Below are 22,256 nucleotides of genomic sequence, written 5' to 3'. Positions count from 1 at the left end.
ACGCGCAGCGCTTTAAGGTAAGGCTTTCATGCTTAACGGGAAAACAGTCCATGCGTATTCTGATTGTGGGAGCCGGTGCCACCGGCGGGTACTTTGGCGCGCGCCTGGCGCAGGCCGGCCGTGATGTGACCTTTCTGGTGCGCGAGCGCCGCCAGCAGCAGTTGCAACAGACCGGACTGGTGCTGCAAACACCGGAAGGCAGCACGGTGCTGCAGCCGCAGCTGGCGCTGGCCTCGACGCTGACTGGTGATTACGATCTGATTATCCTGACGGTGAAAAGCTTTGCGCTGGAACAGGCGATTGAAGACATCGCCCCGGCGGTCGGGCCGCAAACGCTGATCATGCCGATCCTCAATGGTATGCGTCACATTGATACGCTGCGCGCACGTTTCGGTGACAAGGTGATTGGCGGGCTGTGTAAGATTCACGCCACGCTGGGCGAGCACGGCGAAGTGATGCAGCTGTCGCCGCTGCACGTGCTTTACTACGGCGCGCTGGACGGCAACAACGATGCCCGTCTGGCGCGCGTGGATGCCGCGCTGCGTGACGCGCAGTTTGACAGCGTGTTCGCCGATAACATTATCAGTGAGCTGTGGGAGAAGTGGCTGCTGCTGAGCACGCTGGGTGCGGTGTGTTGTGTGGCGCGCGGCAATACGCAGCACATCCTGCGTTCAGCCGGTGGTGAAGCGCTGCTACAGGGCATTTTCGCCGAGGTGCTGGCGGTGATCACCGCTGATGGCTACCAACAGCGTCCGGCCGTGACGGCGAAGATTTATGAGACGCTGAACAATCCTGATGCGGCGATGACCTCATCCATGTACCGCGATTTAACCCAGGGCTATGATATCGAAGCCGATCAGATCATCGGCGATTTGCTGGTGCGCGGCGCGCGCCATGCGGTGGCGACGCCGTTGCTGAACGCGGTGTATGTGAACTTGCAGGTGTATTTGCAGACGCGGTGATCGGTCCGGTGCGTGGCGTGCCAGGTGCGCATGAATGCGCCCCCTGTTATTTGTGCGACATGTCATTGCGGCACCAGCCAGTCGCACAAACCGTAGCGGCGCGATTTATCGCGCAATGTGCATTTCCGCACCGCGGCCGGTTGCGCAATAAATTGCGCCGCTACGGATAGTGCAAAATATTATTTTACTCAATCACATATGCTTTTGGTGACGGCTTAACCCAACCGCGACTGCACGCCGGGCAGCTGCATCAGGCGCTGCCAGGCTGCTTCGACCGCGTCGGGTACATCAACGTGACCGAAGAACCCCTTGCCGTTCGGGCCATAGCCGCTGGCGTCGTCACGCAGGCGCTGCACCTCGCCCATCAGCAGCGACAGAAAACGCTCCACTGACCACAACCCCTGCGGCGGCGCGCCAACGATGCGCAGCATGCCCGCATCCATCATCACCTGCGGCACAAACACCGGCCAGCTGATGAATTCCGGCGCATGCTCACGATCGCGCCACTGCCAGCGGAAAGTTTCCCAGCTGCGGCGCTGCATCAACGGATCCTGCACCAGCAGCACGCGCTGCGGCTGCCACTGCTGCTCATCCAGCAGGCGCTGGCTTAAGGCGGCGTTTTCGCCACAGTTGCGCGAGGCGGTTTCCAGCAGCAGCTGATCGTCAGGCAGCTCAGCGAACACGCGCGCCATCTCGCCCAGCAGCTGTGCTTCGCCCTTGCCGGCGGTGTCGATCTGGCGATAGAGCGGATGGCTGGCAATCATCGCGGCCAGCAGCGCGGTTGAGTGACCGATGCCGCCGCTGATCAGCAACGGCAGCTGATATTTCTTCGCCAGCGCAATCACCGCTTCGACGTTCGGCAGCACCGCATGTCCGGCAAGTATGGCTAAATCGACCTCCAGCGTACCGTCCTTTGGCAGCTGATCGAGCGCCAGCCAGGCGGCAATGGTGTTGATATCCTGAATTTGATGGTCATTGAGCTGCATCACTTTCTCCTTGCGTTATCACTGGCAGTGTAACGCCTTAATACCGCGACGGCAGGGAAAAATTTGCTACACTCGCCGCATTCTCATCAGGAGGGATCAATGACAGCGCGTTCCGTAACGCTTGACGATGTCGCCCGGCTGGCTGGCGTCTCCTATCAAACGGTTTCCCGGGTGCTGAACCATTCGGCGCAGGTGTCACCCCGCACCCGCGCGCGGGTGGAAGCCGCGATGCAGCAGCTCAGCTACGTGCCAAACCGGGTCGCGCAGCAGCTGGCCGGCAAGGCCACGCGCACGCTCGGGCTGGCGACCAGCGATCTGGCGCTGATGGCGCCGGCGCAGATTGCTTCGGCGATTCAGCAGCGCGCGGCGGCGCAGGGCTATCATCTGGTGATCGCCATGGCCAATGCCACCAGCCACGCGCAGGACACGGTGCATGAATTGCTGGCGCAGCGCGTCGATGCTCTGCTGATCAACCTGCCGCTGGATGCCGCGCAGGCGGCGCAGATTCAGCAGCAGTGCGGCAGCAAACCGACGCTGTTTCTGGATGTGGAGCGCAGCGCGGCCGTGGCGCAGTGTCAGTACCGGAGCACCAGCGGTGCGCAGCAGGCGGTGGATCATCTGGTGGCGCTCGGCCACCGGCAGATTGGCGTGCTGAACGGGCCTGCCAGCTCCGCGTCAGCGCGGGCGCGATTTAGCGCCTGGCAACAGGCGCTGGCGCGTCATCAGCTGGTGCCGGACTGCGTACTGAGCGGCGACTGGAGCGCAGCGTCCGGCTATCAGGCGCTGCTGACCCGGCTGCCCGACCAGCTGCCGCAGGCGCTGCTGGTGGCTAACGATCAAATGGCGCTGGGGGCGATGCGCGCGCTGCATCAGCATGGCGTACGAATTCCGGCGGAGATGTCGATCATCGGTTACGACGATACAGCGGAGAGCGCGTGGTATCAGCCACCGCTGACCACGGTGCGCCAGGATTTACAGCAGTTAGGCACGATGAGCGTCGATCGTCTGCTGGCGCAGCTGGAGGGAGAGATGCCGGACAGTCAGCCGCTGGAGACCGAGCTGGTCCTGCGCGCCACCACGGCGGCGCCGTTGCAGCGGCAGGTGGATGTGGCGGAGATTGCGCAGCAGTTACAGCAGCTGGCGCGGGCATTAAAAAGGTCGCCGTAAAGGGCGACCCTGGAACAAAACGCGGCTATCGAGCCCGTGAAGCTTACTGCCCTTTCGGTTCGCCCATCGCTTTGAGCTTTTTCGACAGCTCGCGGCGCTCTTTCGACAGATCGGCGTTTTTGATGATGTACTCATCTACGCGATCTTCATAATCTACGCGCATGCTGGCGATGATTTCCTGAATCGCTTCCACGCTCATACCAGGTTTGATGTACTCGCTCAGGTTGTCCAGCAGCAACACACGTTTCTGGTTATCACGGATTTTCTTTTCGTTGTCCGTAATTTCGCGCTGCAGTTTGTTTTTACGACGAAACATACGCACAAACTCCAGTACGTCCTGAAATGATTGCTTGGCATTTTCCATGTTGGCACCTTTCTTGTGGCCTGCCGCGGCAGGCAAAATAGTCATAAACCGGGAAGACATTTAGCTTAGCGGCTTATAAGCCGGGTTCGCAATTTTCACCGCTAAATTCGGACTGGCACTTATCTTAGCGCAAAGAAAGGGCAATTCGCACTAAGTCATTGCCTGAGAAAACTATTTGCGCAGCGCCAGACGCACCAGGTCGGTCATGCGCTCCAGCTGACGCGCCTGCTCCAGACTCAGCCAGACGTAACCGTAAATCGCGGTGGTCTCCAGCCGCGCGCTGCCGTTGGCGATCAGCGCTTCCAGCTCCTGGGTGATGGCTTCCAGCTCGTGGCTGTTGGCAATCACCTGTTCGGTCTCGCCTTTTACCATCAGCGCCGCCAGCGCGTTCAGGGTGTTCTCGGTCATCTGCTGCGTGCGGCGCAGTGTCGGCGCGTTAAGCAAAATCAGATGGCTTTCGCGCGACGCCCACCAGGCTTCAATCTGCATCTGCATGGTGTTAACCATATTACGGTTAATGGTCTGAATGGCTTCAAACACCGATTTAGGGATGCGCGTCTCTTTGCTCGCTGGCTCCAGCAGCGCGCGCATTTTGATCACGCTGGTAAGCAGCTTCTGGAAGCGCGGATTGAGGCGCGGCTTCTCCACCAGGTTGGCGGAAAAGCCAGCGTGATGAATCTTCGCCATGTTGATAAAGGCGTCCGACAGCTGAATGCGCCAGTGAGTATAGGCGCGCTGCGCCCAGATCGCGCTGAACAGCAGGGCCATCAGCGAGCCGAGAATCACATCGCCGCCGCGCCACAGCGCCACGGTGAAATCGCCGGCCGGCGCGCCGACCACGACGCCGAGCGTGATGCCGATCAGCAGTGCCATATACGGGTGTTTGCCCAGCGTCAGATAGCCGCAGACGATCATCACGATAAAGCACCACACCAGCATCAGCGGCAGTGACAGCAGCTCCAGCTTCAGCGCGATCAGCCCTGATATCAGCCCGGCAAAGGTACCGCTGATACGCTGCACCACGCGCGGCAAAACATTGCCCCAGGTGGAGATCGGTCCCATCACCACCACCAGCGTAATCAGCGGCCAGGTGCCTTCCGGAATATCGGTCAGACGGACAAACAGGAAGCACAGCACAAAGGCGATAGCGATGCGTACGCCGTGCACGGCGCGGTAGTGGCGGTAAAACCAGAACTCAATCGGAGAGATGGGCTTATCAGCGCGTAACATGGTGGTCCGGGTGCGATAAAAATTTGCGCGCTATGTTACCCTGGCGCAGCACGAACATTGAGGGGCTGGCGCAACTTTTTGCGCAATAATACAACTGCGCTACATCTTGTTTTCTCAGTGCTCACAAGGATGTAACGCAGCGTTTGCTTATCGCCCGACGGCTTACAGTTTCTGTTTCACGTAATCGCTGATGCGCGTGATGATGCCTGCTTCATCGACCGACTGCAGCGCGTACAGCGGATAGCTGGCCAGCTGCTTGTCTTTATCCAGCACCTCAATTTCGCCCACCTGCTCGCCGGCTTTGAGTGGCGCTTCGAGGTCTTTACGATTGATCACATACTTCGCCATCACGTTCGACACTTCGCTGCGCGGCAGTGACAGATAGATATCTTCGGTGGTACCGACGTCCACTTTGTGCGGGTTGCCGTACCAGACGTTTTCGCTGCCGATCTTTTTCCCGGCGTGGAACAGCTGCACGGTGTCGAAGTTGTTCTGTCCCCACACCAGCAGTTTACGCGCCTGCTCTTCACGTCCCTTCGAACTTTTCCCGCCCATGATCACCGCAATCAGACGATGGTGACCGACAATGTTCGAGGCGACGATGTTGAACCCGGCGCTCTCGGTGTGACCGGTTTTCATGCCGTCGACGTGCAGATTCTGATCCCACAGCAGGCCGTTACGGTTGTTCTGGGTAATGCCATTGAAGCTGAGGGTTTTCTCGCTGTACATGGCGTAGAAATCCTGCTCACCGTTGATGATAGCGCGCGACAGCACCGCCAGATCGCGCGCGGTGGTGTGCTGCCCCGGCGCATCAAGACCGTGCACGGTTTCGAAGTGGGTGTGCGTCAGACCGAGCTTCTGCACGTAGCTGTTCATCATGTTGACGAAGCTCTCCTGACTGCCGGCCACATAGTCGGCCAGCGCCACGCAGGCGTCGTTGCCGGAATCGATGATCACGCCGCGCATCAGATCGCGCACGGTGACTTTATCGCCCGGCTTAAGAAACATCAGCGACGAGCCTTTAAACACCGGATTGCCGGCGGCCCACGCGTCTTTACCCACCGTGACCACATCGTCGCGGGTGATTTTCTTCTGATCGACCGCGCGGTCGACGACATAACCGGTCATCAGTTTGGTCAGGCTGGCCGGGTTGCGCTCCGCGTCCGGGTTGCCTGCGGTGAGGATCTGCCCGGTGGTGGCGTCCATCAGCACCCAGGACGCGGCATCAATGGCCGGCGGCGTCAGGGGAAACGGCATGCTGTCATCCGCGTGCGCCAGCGATGCCCAAACAATCATTCCAGATACAGTTACCAACAGACGCCTTTTCAACACTTCTTCCTCAACATCAAATAAATGAATTTACCGCCGCACGTTTTACGGCAAATAGCGCTTTGATATCTGAATAAATTGAAAAAAAGTATGAACCGCGGACAAATGCTGCGCGCCCGCTCGCAGCGATGGCGATCGAGGTTGTGCTGTACCGGGCTGACGACTATTCTGTGCGTTGATTTTCCATAGCCAGGATAACGCCGTGCCCGCCTCTGAGTTCACTTTTCTGTTCCACGATTATGAAACCTTCGGCAAAAGCCCGTCGCTGGATCGTCCGGCGCAATTTGCAGGCCTGCGCACCGACAAAGCCTTTAACGCCGTAGGCGAACCGCAGGTGTTTTACTGCCAGCTCGCGGACGATTACCTGCCGCAGCCGGAAGCGGTAATGATCACCGGTATCACGCCGCAGGTGGCCAACGCGCGCGGCGTGCCGGAAGTGGAGTTTGCTCAGCGCATTCACGCGCTGTTCAGCGAACCGCAGACCTGTGTGATCGGTTACAACAACGTGCGCTTCGATGACGAAGTGACGCGCAATATCTTCTACCGCAACTTTATCGACCCGTATGGCTGGAGCTGGCAGAACGGCAATTCGCGCTGGGATCTGCTCGACGTGATGCGCGCCTGCTATGCGCTGCGCCCGGAAGGCATCGTCTGGCCGGAGAACGACGACGGTTTCCCGAGCTTTAAGCTGGAGCATCTCACCCAGGCTAACGGCGTGGCACACGAACAGTCGCACGATGCGATGTCCGATGTGTACGCCACGCTGGCGATGGCAAAGCTGGTGCAGGAGAAGCAGCCGAAGCTGTTTGAGTTTCTGTTTACCCATCGCAACAAGCAGAAACTGATGACGCTGATTGATATTCCGCAGATGAAGCCGCTGGTGCACGTTTCCGGCATGTTCGGCGCAGCGCGCGGTAATACCAGCTGGATTGTGCCGCTGGCATGGCATCCGGATAACAAAAACGCGCTGATCGTGGCCGATCTGGCCGGCGACATGACGCCGCTGCTGACGCTGTCGCCGGATGAGTTGCGCGAGCGGCTGTATACGCGACACAGCGATCTGGGCGATTTGCCGGCGGTGCCGATCAAGCTGGTGCACATCAATAAGTGCCCGGTTCTGGCTCCGGCCAATACATTGCGCCCGGAAGATGCCGAACGGCTGGGTATCGATCGTCAGCACTGTCTGGCGAATCTGGCCCTGCTGCGCCAGCATGCCGAAGTGCGGGAAAATGTGGTGACGCTGTTTGCCGAAGCGGAGCCGTTCACGCCATCGGAGGATGTCGATGCGCAGCTGTATGACGGCTTCTTCAGCGACGCCGATCGCGCCGGCATGAACATCCTGCGCCAGACGCCGCCGCAGAACCTGCCGGCGCTCGATTTGACCTTTGAGGATAAACGTATCGCGAAGCTGCTGTTCCGCTATCGCGCCCGCAACTTCCCTGGCACGCTGGATGATAAAGAGCAGCAGCGCTGGCTGCAGCATCGCCGCGAGCAGCTTAATGCGGAGCGGGTACAGGCGTTTTTGCTGGAGCTGGAGTCGCTGGCCAGTTTACATGAGGGCGATGCAGAGAAGATGGCGCAGCTGAAAGCGCTGTATTTGTATGCGCAGGAGCTGGTGTCGTAGCAGGGTTTCGTGCGGGCTGATGCCCTCACCCCGGCCCTCTCCCACGGGGAGAGGGAGAGGTATAGTGCGTTCTGGTACAGCTACTGGGCTGATACCTGACACACGCTCGGGCGGTTCCCTCTCCCGCGGGCGGGAGAGGGTTAGGGTGAGGGAAAAGCCTTACACCTCTTCGCTAAACTGCGGTACTGGATTGCGGAACGTGCGGGTCACAAACGCCAGGTAAACAATACCAATCGCCGCCCACACCAGGCCGAGCACCATCGAGGTCTCTTCCAGGTTGATCCACAGCGCACCCACCGTCAGTGCACCCATAATGGGCAGCACCAGATAGTTGAGGTGGTCTTTCAGCGTCTTGTTACGCTTCTCACGAATCCAGAACTGGGCAATCACCGACAGGTTCACAAAGGTGAACGCCACCAGCGCACCGAAGTTGATCAGCGCGGTCGCAGTAACCAGGTCGAAGTTGATCGCCAGCAGCGCTACCGCACCAACCAGCAGCACGTTCAGCGACGGCGTGCGGAATTTCGGATGCACGAAGCCAAAGAAACGCTGCGGGAACACACCGTCACGGCCCATCACGTACATCAGACGCGAAACGCCGGCGTGTGCCGCCATGCCGCTGGCCAGCACCGTCACCACCGAGAAAATCAGAATGCCGATCTGCAGAGCTTTACCCGCCACGAACAGCATGATTTCCGGCTGTGAAGAGTCCGGATTCTGGAAACGCGAGATATCCGGGAAGTACAGCTGCAGGAAGTACGAGACGCCAATAAAGATCACCCCACCAATCAGCGCGGTCAGGAAAATCGCGCGTGGAATGGTGCGCTCGGCATCTTTGGTCTCTTCCGACAGCGAGCTGATACCGTCAAAGCCAAGGAACGAGAAGCACAGAATGGTCGCACCGGTAATCATCGGCACCACCTGCGCATTTTCAGACCAGAACGGCTTCGTACTGGTCAGCGTACCGGCGCCAATACCGTGTGCCACACCATACACCACCATACCGGTGATCACTGCCATCACCACTACCTGCAGCACCACAATGACGCTGTTGAAGTTGGCCACGGTTTTAATCCCACGCAGGTTGGAGATGGTCATAAACGCCACCAGCAGCACCACGAAAATCCACGACGGAATGCCCGGCACCAGCGACTCAAAGTAGCTTTTCGCCAGCAGGATGTTGATCATCGGCATGAACAGATAGTCCAGCAGTGATGACCAGCCCACCATAAAGCCGACGTGCGGACTGATAGCCTTCTGAGCATAGGTGTAAGCGGAGCCCGCAGATGGGAAGCGGCGTACCAGCTTGCCGTAGCTCACGGCAGTAAACAGTATCGCGATCAGCGCGAAAGCATAAGCGGTGGCGACGTGACCGTCGGTGAGGCCTGACACGATGCCGAAGGTATCAAACAGGGTCATTGGCTGCATATACGCCAGGCCCATCATGACGACCGGGATCAGAGTCAGAGATTTTTTCAGATGTGCACGCTGTGGTGCGGCAGAGGTATTAAGCGACATTGTTCAGGCCCCCTACAGCAACAACTGAGTTCAGTTGTACCACAGGGATACTGCGCAATGTGCTGCAGTGAGAAGTGATATTAGTGTTTGCGATTGTCGCCGCGCCATAATCATCACGGAAGCGAGAACCAGCCTGCGCTGGTGCAATTGTAAACAGTCCCATCTTTGTTCCTCAAATCTCACGCACAAGCGTGTTTCAGTGTCTATCTATCCGGATGCGTGTCCGGCCTCGTTCATGTAGTGAAAGCACCATGCAAAAAAATAACCGACGTAATAAGCGTCGGTTATGTTTTGTCTTTTGCAGGGCGCGTATTTTGCCCCAACTTAGGCCATCGACACAAGATGTTGGATCAATTCTTCTGTCGGTCAGGCGTTCTTTAACATCCAGTCAATTTCCGTGGCGGTGATCAGCCGTTCAAACTCGCGCAGCTCATACTGTTTGCAGCTGTGCCACACGCCGCTGAAACGCTCGCCGAGCAGCTTTTGCAGCGGATAGCTGTTTTCAAACTCGTACAGCGCATCGCTCTGGCGAATCGGCAGTTCCAGCCCTTCTGCCTCGTGGCCATTGCCCTTCACCGGATGCGGTAAGGGTAGCTGATTATCCAGACCGTGCAAGATACCGGCAATAATTGCTGACACCACCAGATACGGATTGGCATCGGCACCCGCCACACGGTACTCGACGCGATGGTTTTCTACATCGCCGCAGGGAATGCGCAGCGCCACCGTGCGGTTATTATGTCCCCATGACGCCTGCAGCGGCACAAACGCCTCCGGCAGGAAGCGACGAAACGCGTTGACGTTAGGTGCCAGCAGCGCCATTGATGCCGGCATCAGATCGATCATGCCAGCCAGCGCCCGCTTCAGCAGCGGCGAATCGCTGCCATCATCCAGCGCAAAGGCGTTGTGGTCGGCGGCATCCAGCATACTGATGTGTACGTGCATGCCGCTGCCCGCATACTCCTCATACGGCTTGGCCATAAACGTGGCGGTCATGCCGTGATTTTCTGCCACCTGACGCACCAGCCGCTTCAGCAGAATGGCGTCGTCGCAGGCTTTGAGGATATCGCGCGTATGGTGCAGGTTAATTTCGAACTGGCCCGGCGAGGCTTCCGCCAGCGCGCCGTCGGCGGGGATATTCTGCAGTTTCGCCAGCGCGTCGATATCGCGCAGTACGTCGGCGAAATGGTCGAGATTATCCAGCGAATAGACCTGACTCTGCATATTGCGCTCTTCACTACCCGGCGCACACGGCGGCTGAATATAGCCTTCGGCATCGCGCTTTTTGTCCACCAGATAGAACTCCAGCTCTACCGCTACCACCGGAAACAGACCGCGATTGCGCAGCTGTTGCCACAGCTGGTTCAGCACGTTTCGGGGTTCAACGTCAAAGGGAGTGCCATCTTGGTCGCACATGGTCAGCAGCAGCTGGGCGATGCGTTGCGGGTCAGAGGCGGAAGGAATTAAGGTCCCAGGGACCGGTATGCAGAGGTTATCAGGTTCGCCGAGCGCCTGTCCGAGGCCGGCTTCCTCGACGGTGTTGCCGAGAATGTCCATGGCGAAAACCGAGGCCGGAAAGTAACACCCTTTTTCCAGCTTGGCTAACGCGGAGACGGGAATGCGTTTACCGCGAAATACCCCGTTGAGATCGTTTAACAGAATATCGACATACTGCGTTTCCGGATGGCGTTCCAGCCAGGTTTTCACCTCCAGCTGGAACGCGCTGGTTCGTTTTTCTTCACTGTGTCGCGTGAAGTCTTCTACTTCCACGAGGTTCGTCATCTTCCCACCCGCCCTATACCGTTTAAGATGGTTTGCACATGCTCAAAATAACAGCCACACCTCTAACATAGCTCTAACGCAAATGGTGTGCAAATGTAACAATTCTGTTTGAAGAACAACCAGACGGTTGCTAGATTGACAATATATTGCACACTTTTTCTACTTAGCGCGCAAAACCGGCGAAAATATTGAACAGCAGCGTGGAGACGTAATGGGCATTATTTTTGACAAGCCTTTGATTGGCGTAGTGATGTGCCAGAACCCCATCGGCAACCACGTTGGGCAGACCGTGCATAACAAATACCTCGACGCCGTGGTGCTGGCTGGTGGCGTGCCGCTGCCGTTACCGCATCAGCTGATGCACGCGCCGCAGCTATTAGAAAACAGTATGACGCTGCTGGACGGCATTTTGCTCACCGGCAGCCCAAGCAATATTGAACCCTGGCATTACGGTGAAGAGGGTCATGAGGCGCATGCTGATCCGTCGCGTGACCGCTTATCCTTTGCGCTTATCACCCACGCCAGCGGGAAAAAGATGCCGATGCTGGGCATCTGCCGCGGTTTGCAGGAGCTGGTGGTCGCCAACGGCGGCGCGCTGCATCGCCAGCTGCATCAGACGCATCTGTTTCAGGAGCACCGCGAAGATGACAGCCAGCCGCTGGAACAGCAGTACGCGCCGGCGCATCTGGTGCAGCCCGAACCCGATGGCCTGCTGAGCCAGCTGCTCGGCAGCGCTGCCGCGTTCGCGGTCAATTCGCTGCACGGCCAGGGCATCCGCGAGCCGGGTCCGCAGTTACGCATTGAAGCCCGCGCGCCGGATGGCCTGATCGAAGCCGTCAGCCTGCGCCAGCATCCGTTTGCGCTGGCGGTGCAGTGGCATCCGGAGTGGCAATCCGATCGCGATCCGGTCTCGCGCCGTTTATTCGAGGCCTTTATCCACGCCGCAGCACGTTATCACAAGGAAAAGCAGCCATGAATGATGCCACTCTGGCGCCCGGACGACGCTTATCGCAAATCCGGCAGGAGTTGGGATTGTCTCAGCGTCGCGTCGCTGAGTTGTCAGGTTTAACACACAGCGCTATCAGCACTATTGAGCAGGATAAAGTCAGTCCGGCGGTCAGCACATTACAAAAGCTACTCAAAGTGTATGGGCTGTCGCTGTCGGAGTTTTTCTCGGAGCCGAAAGAGAATGCCACGCCGCGCATCATCGTACGCCCGGATGATTGCGTTGAGATCGGCAGTCTCGGTGTTTCTTTACAGCTGATTGATAACGGTGCGGCGAAGCGTGCGCTGGCGATGCTGCTGGAGCGCTACGAGCCGGGGGCCAGCACCGGTGAAAAGCTGCGCCATCCGGGGGAAGAGACCGGCACGGTGCTGGAGGGGGAAATCACCCTGGTGGTGAACGGTCAGAGTTATCACCTTAACCGCGGCGAAAGCTACGTGATTGACACCGGTTTGCCGCACAGTTTTACCAATACGTCAGATCAGCCGTGTCGCATTGTCAGCGCGCATACGCCCGCCAATTTCTGAGTTCACGCGCTACAGGAGGTTATGATGCACCACGTGCAAAGTTATTACGCTGCGACCGCCAATGCGCACGCGCCGTGGCCGCAGCTGCAGGAGAGCATTCAGTGTGACGTCTGCATCATCGGCGGTGGGTTTACCGGGCTCTCTTCCGCGCTGTTTCTCACCGAAGCCGGTTACGATGTGGTGGTGCTGGAAGCGGCCCGCGTCGGCTTCGGCGCCAGCGGCCGCAACGGCGGCCAGGTGGTGAATTCTTACAGCCGCGATGTCGATGTGATTGAGCAGCGCTACGGCAAACAGACTGCGCAGATGCTGGGCAGCATGATGTTCGAAGGGGCGGAGATTATCCGCGACCGCATCGATCGTTACGCCATCGCCTGCGACTATCGTCCCGGCGGCATTTTCGCAGCCCTCAATCAGCGCCAGATGGGGCATCTGCGCAGCCAGCAGGCCAGCTGGGCACGCTACGGCAATAGCGATCTGGAGCTGCTGGACGAGCGCGGCATCCGCCGTGAAGTGGCCACCGACCGTTACGTCGGCGGCCTGCTGGACCGGCGTGGCGGCCATCTGCACCCGCTCAATCTGGCGTTGGGTGAAGCCGAAGCGATTCGCCGGCACGGCGGCCGTATATATGAGCAGTCGGCGGCGCTGGCAGTGACTTACGGCGCACCCAACCGGGTCAAAACCGCGCAGGGTGAAGTCAGCGCCACCTTTGTGATTTTTGCCGGCAACGCCTATCTGCCGTCGCAACTGGAACCGCGGCTGGGGCGCAAAAGCATGCCGTGCGGCTCACAGATCGTCACCACCGAGCCGCTGAGCCGCGATCAGGCGCTGGGGCTGATGCCCAATAACCACTGTGTGGAAGATTGTAACTATCTGCTGGATTACTTCCGCCTGACTGCCGACAACCGCCTGCTGTACGGCGGCGGCGTGGTGTATGGGGCGCGCGAACCGGAAGACATCGAGGCGTTGATCCGGCCCAAGCTGCTGCGCACCTTTCCGCAGTTGCGCGACGTGAAGATCAGCCATCGCTGGAGCGGTAACTTCCTGCTCACGCTGTCGCGCATGCCGCAGTTTGGTCAGCTGGAGAAGAATGTGTTCTTTATGCAGGGCGATAGCGGACATGGCGTGACCTGCACGCACCTCTCCGGCAAGCTGATCGCCGAAGTGCTGCGCGGCCATGCAGAGCGGTTTGATGCATTTGCGAAGCTGCCGCACCTGCCGTTTCCCGGCGGAAGACGATTTAAGGTGCCACTGACGGCGATGGGTGCGGCCTGGTATGCGTTAAGGGATCGGCTGGGGGTTTAGGTGGGTGCGGTTTGCTGCTTTCACCCCGGCCCTCTCCCACGGGGAGAGGGAGAATGATGGTGCGTTCATCTGCAGTGAGAGGGAGAATAACGGTATCTTTATTTAAGCCGGGAGCAGTACCAGGAATGTGCGCTCGGCCGGTTCCCTCTCCCGCGGGCGGGAGAGGGTTAGGGTGAGGGTGAGGGCAACCCCGCACCGCCCCTACTCCAGCGGCATCTTCATCGGGTCATCGTAGCTGTACTCAAACCCCAGCTCGTGACAAATCTTCGAACCGTCAATCACCTTGCCGCTGGCGCGCACCGGCTCGGCAACAAACGTCGGTGGCACCAGGCCTAACTGCTTCGACACGCTCGGGTAAAAGCTGTCGCGTGACGGATGTTTCGGGGCGCACAGGTTGTAAACGTGCCCGCCCTTCGGCGTTTGCAGCAGCAGCACAATCGCGTCGACCACATCATCAAGATGCACCAGGTTCACCGCGTGCGCGCCGTTTTCCAGGTTGGTTTTGCCGGCGAGGAAACGGCCCGGATGACGGTTCGGGCCGACCAGTCCGGCGAGACGCACGATATCCACGCTGGTGCCCGGCAGGTCATGCAGCCAGTTTTCCAGCTCCACCAGCGTTTTGCCCGCTACCGTCTCCGGCTGCAGCGCACTGCTCTCTTTTCTCACGCCGTCGCCGCTGCCGTACACCGAGGTAGAGCTGGTAAAGATGATGCGCGGCACTTTATTCGCCAGCGCGGTATCAACCACATTCTGCACCGCCTGCATGTAATCTTCGCCGCCCTGCACGGTGCGGCTGGCGGGCAGCGTCACCACCAGCGCATCCACCGCCATCAGCGCGGCCAAATCGTCTGCTTCACACTCCAGCTCCGGTGACAGCACCAGCTGAAACGCATCAATCCCACAGCGGCGCGCCGCATCGACGCCGTCCGGTGAGGTTTTGCTGCCGGTCACCTGCCAGCCGCGCGCTGACAACGCCATCGCCAGCGGCATTCCCAGCCATCCCAGACCTACAATCGCCACCTTTTTCATATCGACTCCTGCTCTCCCGCGCTAAGATACCCCATCTTAGTGCCGGCGCGTCAGCCAGACCAGCGCAAACTGTTGCCGAAGGTTGCGAAAACTGACGTTAAAAAAGGGTTGCCAAGCGCCGCCATCTTCGTTAGGTTAATCAGCACGCAAATGAATACTCATTCAGCAACGGAATTTTTTATGACACGCGTTCAGTTCAACCACCATCATCACCATCACCCTGACTAGTCTTTCAGGCGATGTGTGCTGGAAGACGTTTAGGATCTTCCAGTGGTGCGAGCGCAAAGAGAGCCCCCGGAAGATCATCTTCCGGGGGTTTTTTTATGGGCGAACGCAACCCAAAACGCTTCAGACAGGATTGAATAAGAGGACAGGAACCATGTTAGATAACACCCGTTTACGCATAGCTATGCAGAAATCTGGCCGTTTAAGTGATGAATCACGCGAACTGCTGGCACGCTGCGGTATTAAAATTAACCTTCAGCAGCAGCGTCTGATTGCGTTTGCGGAGAACATGCCGATCGACATCCTGCGCGTGCGCGATGACGATATTCCTGGCCTGGTGATGGATGGCGTGGTCGACCTCGGTATCGTTGGCGAAAACGTGCTGGAAGAGGAGCTGCTGACGCGCCGCGCGCAGGGCGAAGACCCGCGCTACTTTACGCTGCGCCGCCTCGATTTCGGCGGTTGCCGCCTGTCACTGGCAATGCCAGTCGATGCCGAGTACACCGGTCCGCAATGCCTGAATAATGCCCGTATCGCCACCTCTTACCCGCACCTGCTGAAGAAATACCTCGATAAACAAGGCATCGCGTTCAAATCCTGCCTGCTGAACGGCTCTGTTGAAGTGGCACCGCGCGCCGGTCTGGCCGATGCCATTTGCGACCTGGTGTCCACCGGCGCCACGCTGGAAGCCAACGGCCTGCGTGAAGTTGAGGTGATTTACCGCTCCAAAGCGGTGCTGATTCAGCGCGATGGCGAACTGCCAGCGGCGAAACAGCAGCTGGTGGACACGCTGATGACGCGTATCCAGGGCGTGATTAAAGCGCGTGAATCCAAATACATCATGCTGCACGCGCCGAGCGAGCGGCTGGAAGAAGTTATCGCCCTGCTGCCGGGTGCCGAGCGCCCTACCGTGCTGCCGCTGGCCGGTGAAGTGAGCCGCGTGGCGATGCACATGGTGAGCAGCGAAACGCTGTTCTGGGAAACCATGGAAAAACTAAAGGCGCTGGGCGCCAGTTCGATCCTCGTGCTGCCAATTGAAAAAATGCTGGAGTAACCGATGAGCGCAATCATGCAACCTATCGACTGGCAGGCGTGCAGTGCCGAACAGCAGCAGGCGCTGCTGCAGCGTCCGGCAATCTCGGCATCGGCCAGCATCAGCGCCACCGTGCAGGACGTGCTGGTGCAGGTAAAACAGCAGGGCGACGCGGCGCTGCGGGCGTTTAGCGCGCGCTTCGACAAAGCCCAGGTGGAGAATCTGCGCGTGTCCGCCGCTGAGATGCAGGCGGCCGGCGAGCGGCTGAGCGACAGCTTAAAACAGGCGATGGCAGACGCCATGGCGAATATCGAAACCTTCCACAACGCGCAGATTCTGCCGCCGGTGGACGTGGAAACCCAGCCGGGCGTGCGCTGCCAGCAGATCACCCGTCCGGTGAAGTCGGTCGGGCTGTACATTCCCGGCGGCTCGGCGCCGCTGTTCTCCACCGTGCTGATGCTGGCAACGCCAGCGCGCATCGCCGGCTGTGGCCGCGTGGTGCTGTGCTCGCCGCCGCCGATTGCCGATGAAATTCTGTATGCGGCGCAGCTGTGCGGCGTGCAGGAAGTGTTTCAGGTCGGCGGCGCGCAGGCGATTGCCGCCCTCGCCTTCGGCACAGAAAGCGTACCGAAAGTAGACAAGATTTTTGGCCCGGGCAACGCGTACGTGACCGAAGCGAAACGTCAGGTCAGCCAGCGTCTCGACGGCGCAGCGATCGACATGCCTGCCGGTCCGTCTGAAGTGCTGGTGATTGCCGACGAAGGCGCGACGCCGGCATTTGTCGCTTCAGATTTGCTGTCGCAGGCCGAACACGGTCCGGATTCCCAGGTGATCCTGCTGACGCCTTCACTACAGCTGGCCGAAGGCGTGGCGCTGGCGGTTGAACAACAGCTGGCGCAGCTGCCGCGTGCCGCTACGGCACGTCAGGCGCTGGAGAGCAGCCGCCTGATCGTAGCGCAGGATCTGGCGCAGTGCGTGGAAATCTCCAATCAGTACGGCCCGGAGCACCTGATTATCCAGACGCGCCAGCCGCGCGCGCTGGTTGAGGAAATTACCAGCGCCGGTTCGGTGTTCCTCGGCGACTGGTCGCCGGAATCCGCCGGTGATTATGCCTCCGGCACCAATCACGTGCTGCCGACCTACGGCTACACCGCGACCTGCTCCAGCCTTGGGCTGGCCGATTTCCAGAAACGCATGACGGTACAGGAGCTGACGCCACAGGGCTTCCTCAACCTCGCCGCCACCATTGAAACCCTCGCCGCCGCGGAACAGCTGGACGCGCACAAAAATGCCGTGACCCTGCGCGTCGCCGCCCTGAAGGAGCAAGCATGAGCAACAACGTTGAAGATTTAGCCCGCGCCAACGTGCGCGCGCTGACGCCGTATCAGTCTGCTCGTCGCCTCGGTGGCAACGGTGACGTATGGCTGAATGCGAACGAATTTCCGCTGCCGGTGCCGTTTGAACTGTCGCAGCAGACGTTGAACCGCTATCCGGAGTGCCAGCCCAAATTAGTCATTTCGCGCTACGCCGCCTATGCCGGCGTCCAGCCGGAGCAGGTGCTGGTGAGCCGCGGGGCGGATGAAGGGATTGAGCTGTTGATGCGCGCCTTCTGCGAGCCGGGCAAAGACGCCATTCTGTTCTGCCCGCCGACCTACGGCATGTACAGCGTCAGCGCCGAAACCATCGGTATTGAGTACCGCACCGTGCCGGCACTGGACAACTGGCAGCTCAACCTGCCCGCCATCGCGGACCAGCTGGACGGCGTGAAAGTGGTGTACATGTGCAGCCCGAACAACCCGACCGGCAATCTGATTGATCAGGATGACATCCGCCAGCTGCTGGCGATGACCGCCGGCAAAGCGCTGGTGGTGGCCGACGAAGCCTATATCGAGTTCTGCCCGCAAGCAACGCTGGCCGGCTGGCTGCAGGAATTCCCGCACCTGGTGATTCTGCGCACGCTGTCAAAAGCCTTTGCGCTGGCGGGCCTGCGCTGCGGCTTTACGCTGGCCAACAAGCCGGTGATCGATCTGCTGCTGAAGGTGATTGCACCTTACCCGCTGGCGACGCCGGTGGCCGACGTGGCGGCGCAGGCGCTGAGCGAGCAAGGCATCGCGCTGATGCGTCAGCACGCGCAGCAGCTTAACGACAACCGCGCCTGGCTGTGCGAACAGCTGCCGCAGCTGAGCGTAGTGCAGCAGGTCTTCCCGAGCGAAACCAACTATATTCTGGCGCGCTTCACCGACTCGCCAAAAGTGTTTAAAACGCTGTGGGATCAGGGCATTATTCTGCGCGACCAAAACAAAAACCCTGGCCTGGCGGGATGTCTGCGCATCTCCATCGGCACCCGTGAAGAGTGCGAGCGCCTGATCGCCGCGCTGCAAGCCTTATCTGTGGAGCAAGCATGAGTCAGAAGATCCTTTTTATCGACCGCGATGGCACCCTCATCTCTGAGCCGCCGACAGATTTTCAGGTGGATCGTATGGAGAAGCTGGCGTTTGAGAAGAACGCCATCCCGGCCCTGCTGGCGCTGCAGGAGGCGGGTTATCAGCTGGTGATGATCACCAACCAGGACGGCCTGGGCACTGAACGTTTCCCGCAGGCCGATTTTGACGGCCCGCACAACCTGATGATGCAGATCCTGCGCTCACAGGGCGTGAACTTCAGCGACATCCTGATCTGCCCGCATCTGCCGGAAGAGAACTGCGACTGCCGCAAGCCAAAGACCAAAATGGTTGAAGCCTGGCTGGCCGACGGCGCGCTCGATACCGCCAACAGCTATGTGATTGGCGACCGTCTGACCGACATCCAGCTGGCGCAGAACATGGGCATTCAGGGCCTGCGCTACGGTGCGGAAGGCGAAGACTGGGACGCGATTCAGGCGCGCCTGACCAAACGCGACCGTCACGCGCTGGTGAACCGCAACACCAAAGAGACGCAGATCAAAGTGGAAGTGTGGCTGGATCGCGAAGGCGGCAGCAAAATTAACACCGGCGTCGGCTTCTTTGATCACATGCTGGATCAGATCGCCGTGCACGGCGGCTTCCGCATGAACATCGAGGTGAAAGGCGACCTGTATATTGACGATCACCACACGGTAGAAGACACCGGCCTGGCGCTGGGCGAAGCGCTGCTGAAGGCGCTGGGCGACAAGCGCGGCATCGGCCGCTTCGGCTTCGTGCTGCCAATGGATGAGTGCCTGGCACGCTGCGCGCTGGATATCTCCGGCCGTCCGCACCTCGAATACAAAGCCGAGTTCAGCTATCAGCGCGTTGGCGACCTGAGCACAGAAATGGTCGAGCACTTCTTCCGCTCGCTGTCGTACGCCATGATGAGCACGCTGCACCTGAAAACCAAAGGCCGCAACGATCATCACCGCGTAGAAAGCCTGTTCAAAGCCTTTGGCCGCACGCTGCGTCAGGCGATTCGCGTTGAGGGCAACACCCTGCCGAGCTCGAAAGGAGTGCTGTAATGAACGTGGTGATTCTTGATACCGGCTGCGCCAACCTCTCTTCGGTTAAGTGGGCGATTGAGCGCCTCGGCTACACGCCCGCGGTGAGCCGCGATCCGGACGTGGTGCTGCGCGCCGACAAACTGTTTCTGCCCGGCGTCGGTACTGCGCGGGCGGCGATGGACCAGCTGCAGGAGCGCGAGCTGATCGAGCTGGTAAAAGCCTGCACCCAGCCGGTGCTCGGCATCTGTCTCGGCATGCAGCTGCTCGGACGCGGCAGCGATGAGAACGGCGGCGTCAGCACGCTGGGCATCGTTGATGAGCCGGTATCGCTGATGGATACCCGGGGTTTACCGCTGCCGCACATGGGCTGGAACCAGATCACCGCGCAGGCCGGCAATCACCTGTTCCGCAACATTCCGGACGGCAGCTACTTCTACTTTGTGCACAGCTACGCCATGCCGGTGAATGCCGCCACCATCGCCCAGTGCGACTATGGCCTGCCGTTCACCGCCGCCCTGCAGAAAGATAACTTCTTCGGCGTGCAGTTCCACCCGGAGCGCTCGGGTAAAGCCGGCGCGCAGCTGCTGAAAAACTTCCTGGAGATGTGATGATTATCCCCGCATTAGATTTGATTGACGGCAAAGTGGTGCGCCTGCATCAGGGCGACTACAGCCAGCAGCGCGATTACGGCAACGATCCCCTGCCGCGCCTGCAGGATTATGAACGCCAGGGCGCGGAAGTGTTACATCTGGTGGATTTGACCGGGGCGAAAGATCCGGCAAAGCGCCAGATCCCGCTGCTGACCACGCTTTTACGCGGCGTCAGCGTGCCGGTGCAGGTTGGCGGCGGTATTCGTCATCGTGACGATGTGGCCGCCCTGCTGGCAGCCGGCGCCACGCGCGTGGTGGTTGGCTCCACCGCAGTCAAGCAGCCGGAAGAAGTGAAAGGCTGGTTCAGCGAATTTGGTGCCGACGCCATTGTGCTGGCGCTTGACGTGCGCATTGACGCCAGCAATCGCAAAGAAGTGGCGATCAGCGGCTGGCAGGAAGCGGCAGGCGTGACGCTGGAAGAGGTGATTGGCTGGTATCAGCCGGTGGGCCTGAAACATGTGCTGTGCACTGATATTTCGCGCGACGGCACGCTGAGCGGTTCCAACGTGGCGCTGTATCAGGAAGTGTCCCAGGCGTTTCCGGACATCGCGTTCCAGTCTTCCGGCGGCATCGGTTCACTGGACGATATCGCTGCCCTGCGCGGCAGCGGTGCACAGGGGGTGATTGTCGGTCGCGCCCTGCTGGAAGAAAAATTTACGGTAGCGGAGGCAATTGCATGCTGGCAAAACGGATAATCCCCTGTCTGGACGTGCGTGACGGGCAAGTAGTGAAAGGCGTGCAGTTCCGCAACCACGAAATCATTGGCGACATCGTTCCGCTGGCGCAGCGCTATGCCCAGGAAGGCGCTGACGAACTGGTGTTTTACGATATCACCGCCTCTTCCGACGGCCGCGTGGTAGATAAAAGCTGGGTATCGCGCGTGGCGGAAGTGATCGATATTCCGTTCTGCGTCGCCGGGGGCATTAAAACCCCGGAAGATGCGGCGCGCATTCTGCAGTTTGGCGCAGATAAGATCTCCATCAACTCGCCCGCGCTGGCCGATCCGACGCTGATTACCCGGCTGGCGGACCGCTTCGGCGTGCAGTGCATCGTGGTGGGCATCGATACCTGGTTTGATGAAGCCAGCGGCAAGTATCACGTCAATCAGTATACCGGCGACGAAGCGCGCACCCGCGTTACCCAGTGGGAAACGCTGGACTGGGTAGAGGAAGTGCAGAAGCTGGGCGCTGGTGAGATCGTACTGAATATGATGAACCAGGACGGCGTGCGTAACGGCTACGACCTGGTGCAGCTGAAGAAGGTGCGTGACGTGTGTAAGGTGCCGCTGATCGCTTCCGGCGGCGCAGGAACCATGGCGCACTTCCTCGAAGCCTTTGAGCAGGCAAACGTCGACGGCGCGCTGGCGGCTTCGGTGTTTCACAAACAAATTATCAATATCGGCGAGTTGAAAAACTTCCTGATCGACAACGGTGTGGAGATTCGCGCGTGTTAACTGCAGAACAACTGGCCAGACTGGACTGGGCCAAAACCGCGGGCATGATGCCCGTCATCGTCCAGCACAACGTCTCCGGCGAAGTGCTGATGCACGGTTATATGAACGAGGACGCGCTGCACAAGACGCTGGCCGACGGCAACGTCACCTTCTTCTCCCGCACCAAAAACCGTTTATGGACCAAAGGCGAAACGTCGGGCCACTTCCTCAAAGTGGTCAGCATCACGCCGGATTGCGATAACGACACGCTGCTGGTGCTGGCCAATCCGATTGGCCCCACCTGCCATCTCGGTACCTCAAGCTGCTTTTCGCTTGCTGCACCGGACTGGACGTTCCTGTATCAGCTGGAGCAGCTGCTGGCCTCGCGTAAAAGTGCCGATCCGGCCAGCTCCTATACGGCGAAGCTGTACGCCAGCGGCACCAAGCGCATTGCACAGAAGGTGGGAGAAGAAGGTGTTGAGACCGCGCTGGCCGCTACCGTCAATGACCGCCACGAACTGACTAACGAAGCCTCCGACCTGCTGTACCATCTGCTGGTGCTGCTGCAGGATCAGGAGCTGGATCTCAGCACCATCATCAACAACCTGCGCGCACGCCATAAGTAACGCTTGTGCGCCATGC

Annotated in this window: 22 protein-coding genes and 1 other annotated feature; of the genes, 15 read left to right on the top strand and 7 right to left on the bottom strand. The window is 59.5% G+C overall.

The genetic code is table 11. The features are described 5' to 3' along the window. Nucleotides 1-50: 50 nt before the first annotated feature. Entirely contained in the window at nt 51-962 is a 912-nt protein-coding gene (locus C1N56_RS07505; RefSeq protein ID WP_288421905.1) for a ketopantoate reductase family protein, read from the top strand. Nucleotides 963-1,177: 215 nt separating this feature from the next. On the opposite strand, the gene C1N56_RS07500 is transcribed toward C1N56_RS07505, so the two are convergent. Next, nucleotides 1,178-1,948, bottom strand: a complete 771-nt coding sequence (locus tag C1N56_RS07500; RefSeq protein WP_058757325.1) for a YdcF family protein — start codon at nt 1,946-1,948, stop codon at nt 1,178-1,180. 99 nt (nt 1,949-2,047) lie between these two features. On the opposite strand from C1N56_RS07500, the gene C1N56_RS07495 reads away from it, so the two are divergent. Then, entirely contained in the window at nt 2,048-3,115 is a 1,068-nt protein-coding gene (locus tag C1N56_RS07495) for a LacI family DNA-binding transcriptional regulator (RefSeq protein WP_394517339.1), read from the top strand. A 43-nt stretch (nt 3,116-3,158) separates the two neighbouring features. Here the strand turns inward: C1N56_RS07495 and tmaR are convergent, their stop codons facing one another. The 3 genes from tmaR to dacD all read right to left on the bottom strand — a co-directional run bounded on the left by tmaR (nt 3,159) and on the right by dacD (nt 6,038). After that, complete coding sequence (tmaR, locus tag C1N56_RS07490; protein ID WP_021509369.1) at nt 3,159-3,479, bottom strand: PTS system regulator TmaR; 321 nt, start codon at nt 3,477-3,479, stop codon at nt 3,159-3,161. Nucleotides 3,480-3,650: 171 nt separating this feature from the next. Next, nucleotides 3,651-4,709 carry an FUSC family protein gene (locus tag C1N56_RS07485; protein WP_021509368.1) on the bottom strand — a complete coding sequence of 353 codons (1,059 nt, stop codon included), beginning with the start codon at nt 4,707-4,709 and terminating at the stop codon, nt 3,651-3,653. 162 nt (nt 4,710-4,871) lie between these two features. Further along, nucleotides 4,872-6,038: a serine-type D-Ala-D-Ala carboxypeptidase DacD gene (dacD, locus tag C1N56_RS07480; protein WP_394517338.1), complete on the bottom strand. Its 1,167-nt coding sequence runs from the start codon at nt 6,036-6,038 to the stop codon at nt 4,872-4,874. Between the two features lie 202 nt (nt 6,039-6,240). Between dacD and sbcB the strand changes: the two genes are divergently transcribed. Beyond that, the gene (gene sbcB, locus C1N56_RS07475; protein ID WP_394517337.1) at nt 6,241-7,662 is read left to right on the top strand and encodes an exodeoxyribonuclease I; all 1,422 of its coding nucleotides are present in this window, start codon (nt 6,241-6,243) and stop codon (nt 7,660-7,662) included. A 159-nt stretch (nt 7,663-7,821) separates the two neighbouring features. Here the strand turns inward: sbcB and C1N56_RS07470 are convergent, their stop codons facing one another. Together C1N56_RS07470 and C1N56_RS07465 are read right to left on the bottom strand one after the other, a co-directional pair. After that, entirely contained in the window at nt 7,822-9,180 is a 1,359-nt protein-coding gene (locus C1N56_RS07470; RefSeq protein ID WP_058757322.1) for an APC family permease, read from the bottom strand. Nucleotides 9,181-9,546: 366 nt separating this feature from the next. Continuing rightward, on the bottom strand, nt 9,547-10,962 hold the full coding sequence (locus C1N56_RS07465; RefSeq protein WP_238561823.1) for a glutamine synthetase family protein: 1,416 nt from the start codon (nt 10,960-10,962) through the stop codon (nt 9,547-9,549). A gap of 211 nt (nt 10,963-11,173) precedes the next feature. On the opposite strand from C1N56_RS07465, the gene puuD reads away from it, so the two are divergent. Genes puuD through C1N56_RS07450 form a run of 3 tightly spaced genes read left to right on the top strand, consistent with a single transcriptional unit; the run spans nt 11,174 to nt 13,794 of the window. Next, on the top strand, nt 11,174-11,938 hold the full coding sequence (puuD, locus tag C1N56_RS07460) for a gamma-glutamyl-gamma-aminobutyrate hydrolase (protein ID WP_021509363.1): 765 nt from the start codon (nt 11,174-11,176) through the stop codon (nt 11,936-11,938). After that, nucleotides 11,935-12,492: an HTH-type transcriptional regulator PuuR gene (puuR, locus tag C1N56_RS07455; RefSeq protein WP_058757319.1), complete on the top strand. Its 558-nt coding sequence runs from the start codon at nt 11,935-11,937 to the stop codon at nt 12,490-12,492. Before puuD ends, puuR begins: the two co-directional genes overlap by 4 nt. A 21-nt stretch (nt 12,493-12,513) precedes the next feature. After that, nucleotides 12,514-13,794 (top strand): NAD(P)/FAD-dependent oxidoreductase, encoded by a 1,281-nt coding sequence (locus tag C1N56_RS07450; RefSeq protein WP_058771096.1) that lies wholly within the window; start codon nt 12,514-12,516, stop codon nt 13,792-13,794. Nucleotides 13,795-13,995: 201 nt separating this feature from the next. Here C1N56_RS07450 and C1N56_RS07445 read toward each other — a convergent pair whose 3' ends face one another. Next, nucleotides 13,996-14,823, bottom strand: coding sequence for an SDR family oxidoreductase (locus C1N56_RS07445; RefSeq protein ID WP_058757317.1), 828 nt, complete (start codon nt 14,821-14,823; stop codon nt 13,996-13,998). 180 nt (nt 14,824-15,003) lie between these two features. Here C1N56_RS07445 and hisL point away from each other — a divergent pair, with 180 nt between their 5' ends. The 9 genes from hisL (at nt 15,004) to hisIE (ending at nt 22,240) form a co-directional block, all read left to right on the top strand. Next, nucleotides 15,004-15,051 (top strand): his operon leader peptide, encoded by a 48-nt coding sequence (gene hisL / locus C1N56_RS07440; RefSeq protein WP_100396937.1) that lies wholly within the window; start codon nt 15,004-15,006, stop codon nt 15,049-15,051. After that, nucleotides 15,027-15,148, top strand: a sequence feature (His leader region). It overlaps the preceding gene by 25 nt. Before the next feature lie 54 nt (nt 15,149-15,202). Further along, complete coding sequence (hisG, locus tag C1N56_RS07435; RefSeq protein WP_031280070.1) at nt 15,203-16,102, top strand: ATP phosphoribosyltransferase; 900 nt, start codon at nt 15,203-15,205, stop codon at nt 16,100-16,102. Nucleotides 16,103-16,105: 3 nt separating this feature from the next. Next, complete coding sequence (gene hisD, locus C1N56_RS07430) at nt 16,106-17,413, top strand: histidinol dehydrogenase (protein ID WP_021509356.1); 1,308 nt, start codon at nt 16,106-16,108, stop codon at nt 17,411-17,413. Then, nucleotides 17,410-18,486 carry a histidinol-phosphate transaminase gene (gene hisC / locus C1N56_RS07425; protein ID WP_058757314.1) on the top strand — a complete coding sequence of 359 codons (1,077 nt, stop codon included), beginning with the start codon at nt 17,410-17,412 and terminating at the stop codon, nt 18,484-18,486. The genes hisD and hisC overlap by 4 nt, the downstream gene beginning before the upstream one ends. After that, nucleotides 18,483-19,550 carry a bifunctional histidinol-phosphatase/imidazoleglycerol-phosphate dehydratase HisB gene (hisB, locus tag C1N56_RS07420; protein WP_021509354.1) on the top strand — a complete coding sequence of 356 codons (1,068 nt, stop codon included), beginning with the start codon at nt 18,483-18,485 and terminating at the stop codon, nt 19,548-19,550. The genes hisC and hisB overlap by 4 nt, the downstream gene beginning before the upstream one ends. Further along, a complete protein-coding gene (gene hisH, locus C1N56_RS07415; RefSeq protein ID WP_141495236.1) occupies nt 19,550-20,140 on the top strand; it encodes an imidazole glycerol phosphate synthase subunit HisH in 591 nt (196 codons plus the stop codon). The genes hisB and hisH overlap by 1 nt, the downstream gene beginning before the upstream one ends. Continuing rightward, nucleotides 20,140-20,877 (top strand): 1-(5-phosphoribosyl)-5-[(5-phosphoribosylamino)methylideneamino]imidazole-4-carboxamide isomerase, encoded by a 738-nt coding sequence (gene hisA, locus C1N56_RS07410; RefSeq protein ID WP_394517336.1) that lies wholly within the window; start codon nt 20,140-20,142, stop codon nt 20,875-20,877. The genes hisH and hisA overlap by 1 nt, the downstream gene beginning before the upstream one ends. Next, nucleotides 20,859-21,635 carry an imidazole glycerol phosphate synthase subunit HisF gene (gene hisF / locus C1N56_RS07405; protein WP_021509351.1) on the top strand — a complete coding sequence of 259 codons (777 nt, stop codon included), beginning with the start codon at nt 20,859-20,861 and terminating at the stop codon, nt 21,633-21,635. The genes hisA and hisF overlap by 19 nt, the downstream gene beginning before the upstream one ends. Beyond that, the gene (gene hisIE, locus C1N56_RS07400; protein WP_394517335.1) at nt 21,629-22,240 is read left to right on the top strand and encodes a bifunctional phosphoribosyl-AMP cyclohydrolase/phosphoribosyl-ATP diphosphatase HisIE; all 612 of its coding nucleotides are present in this window, start codon (nt 21,629-21,631) and stop codon (nt 22,238-22,240) included. Before hisF ends, hisIE begins: the two co-directional genes overlap by 7 nt. The last annotated feature ends 16 nt before the right edge of the window (nt 22,241-22,256 follow it).

The sequence above is a fragment of the Pantoea sp. SGAir0175 genome (assembly GCF_043547855.1).
This window is presented reverse-complemented; position numbering and strand designations above follow the sequence as displayed.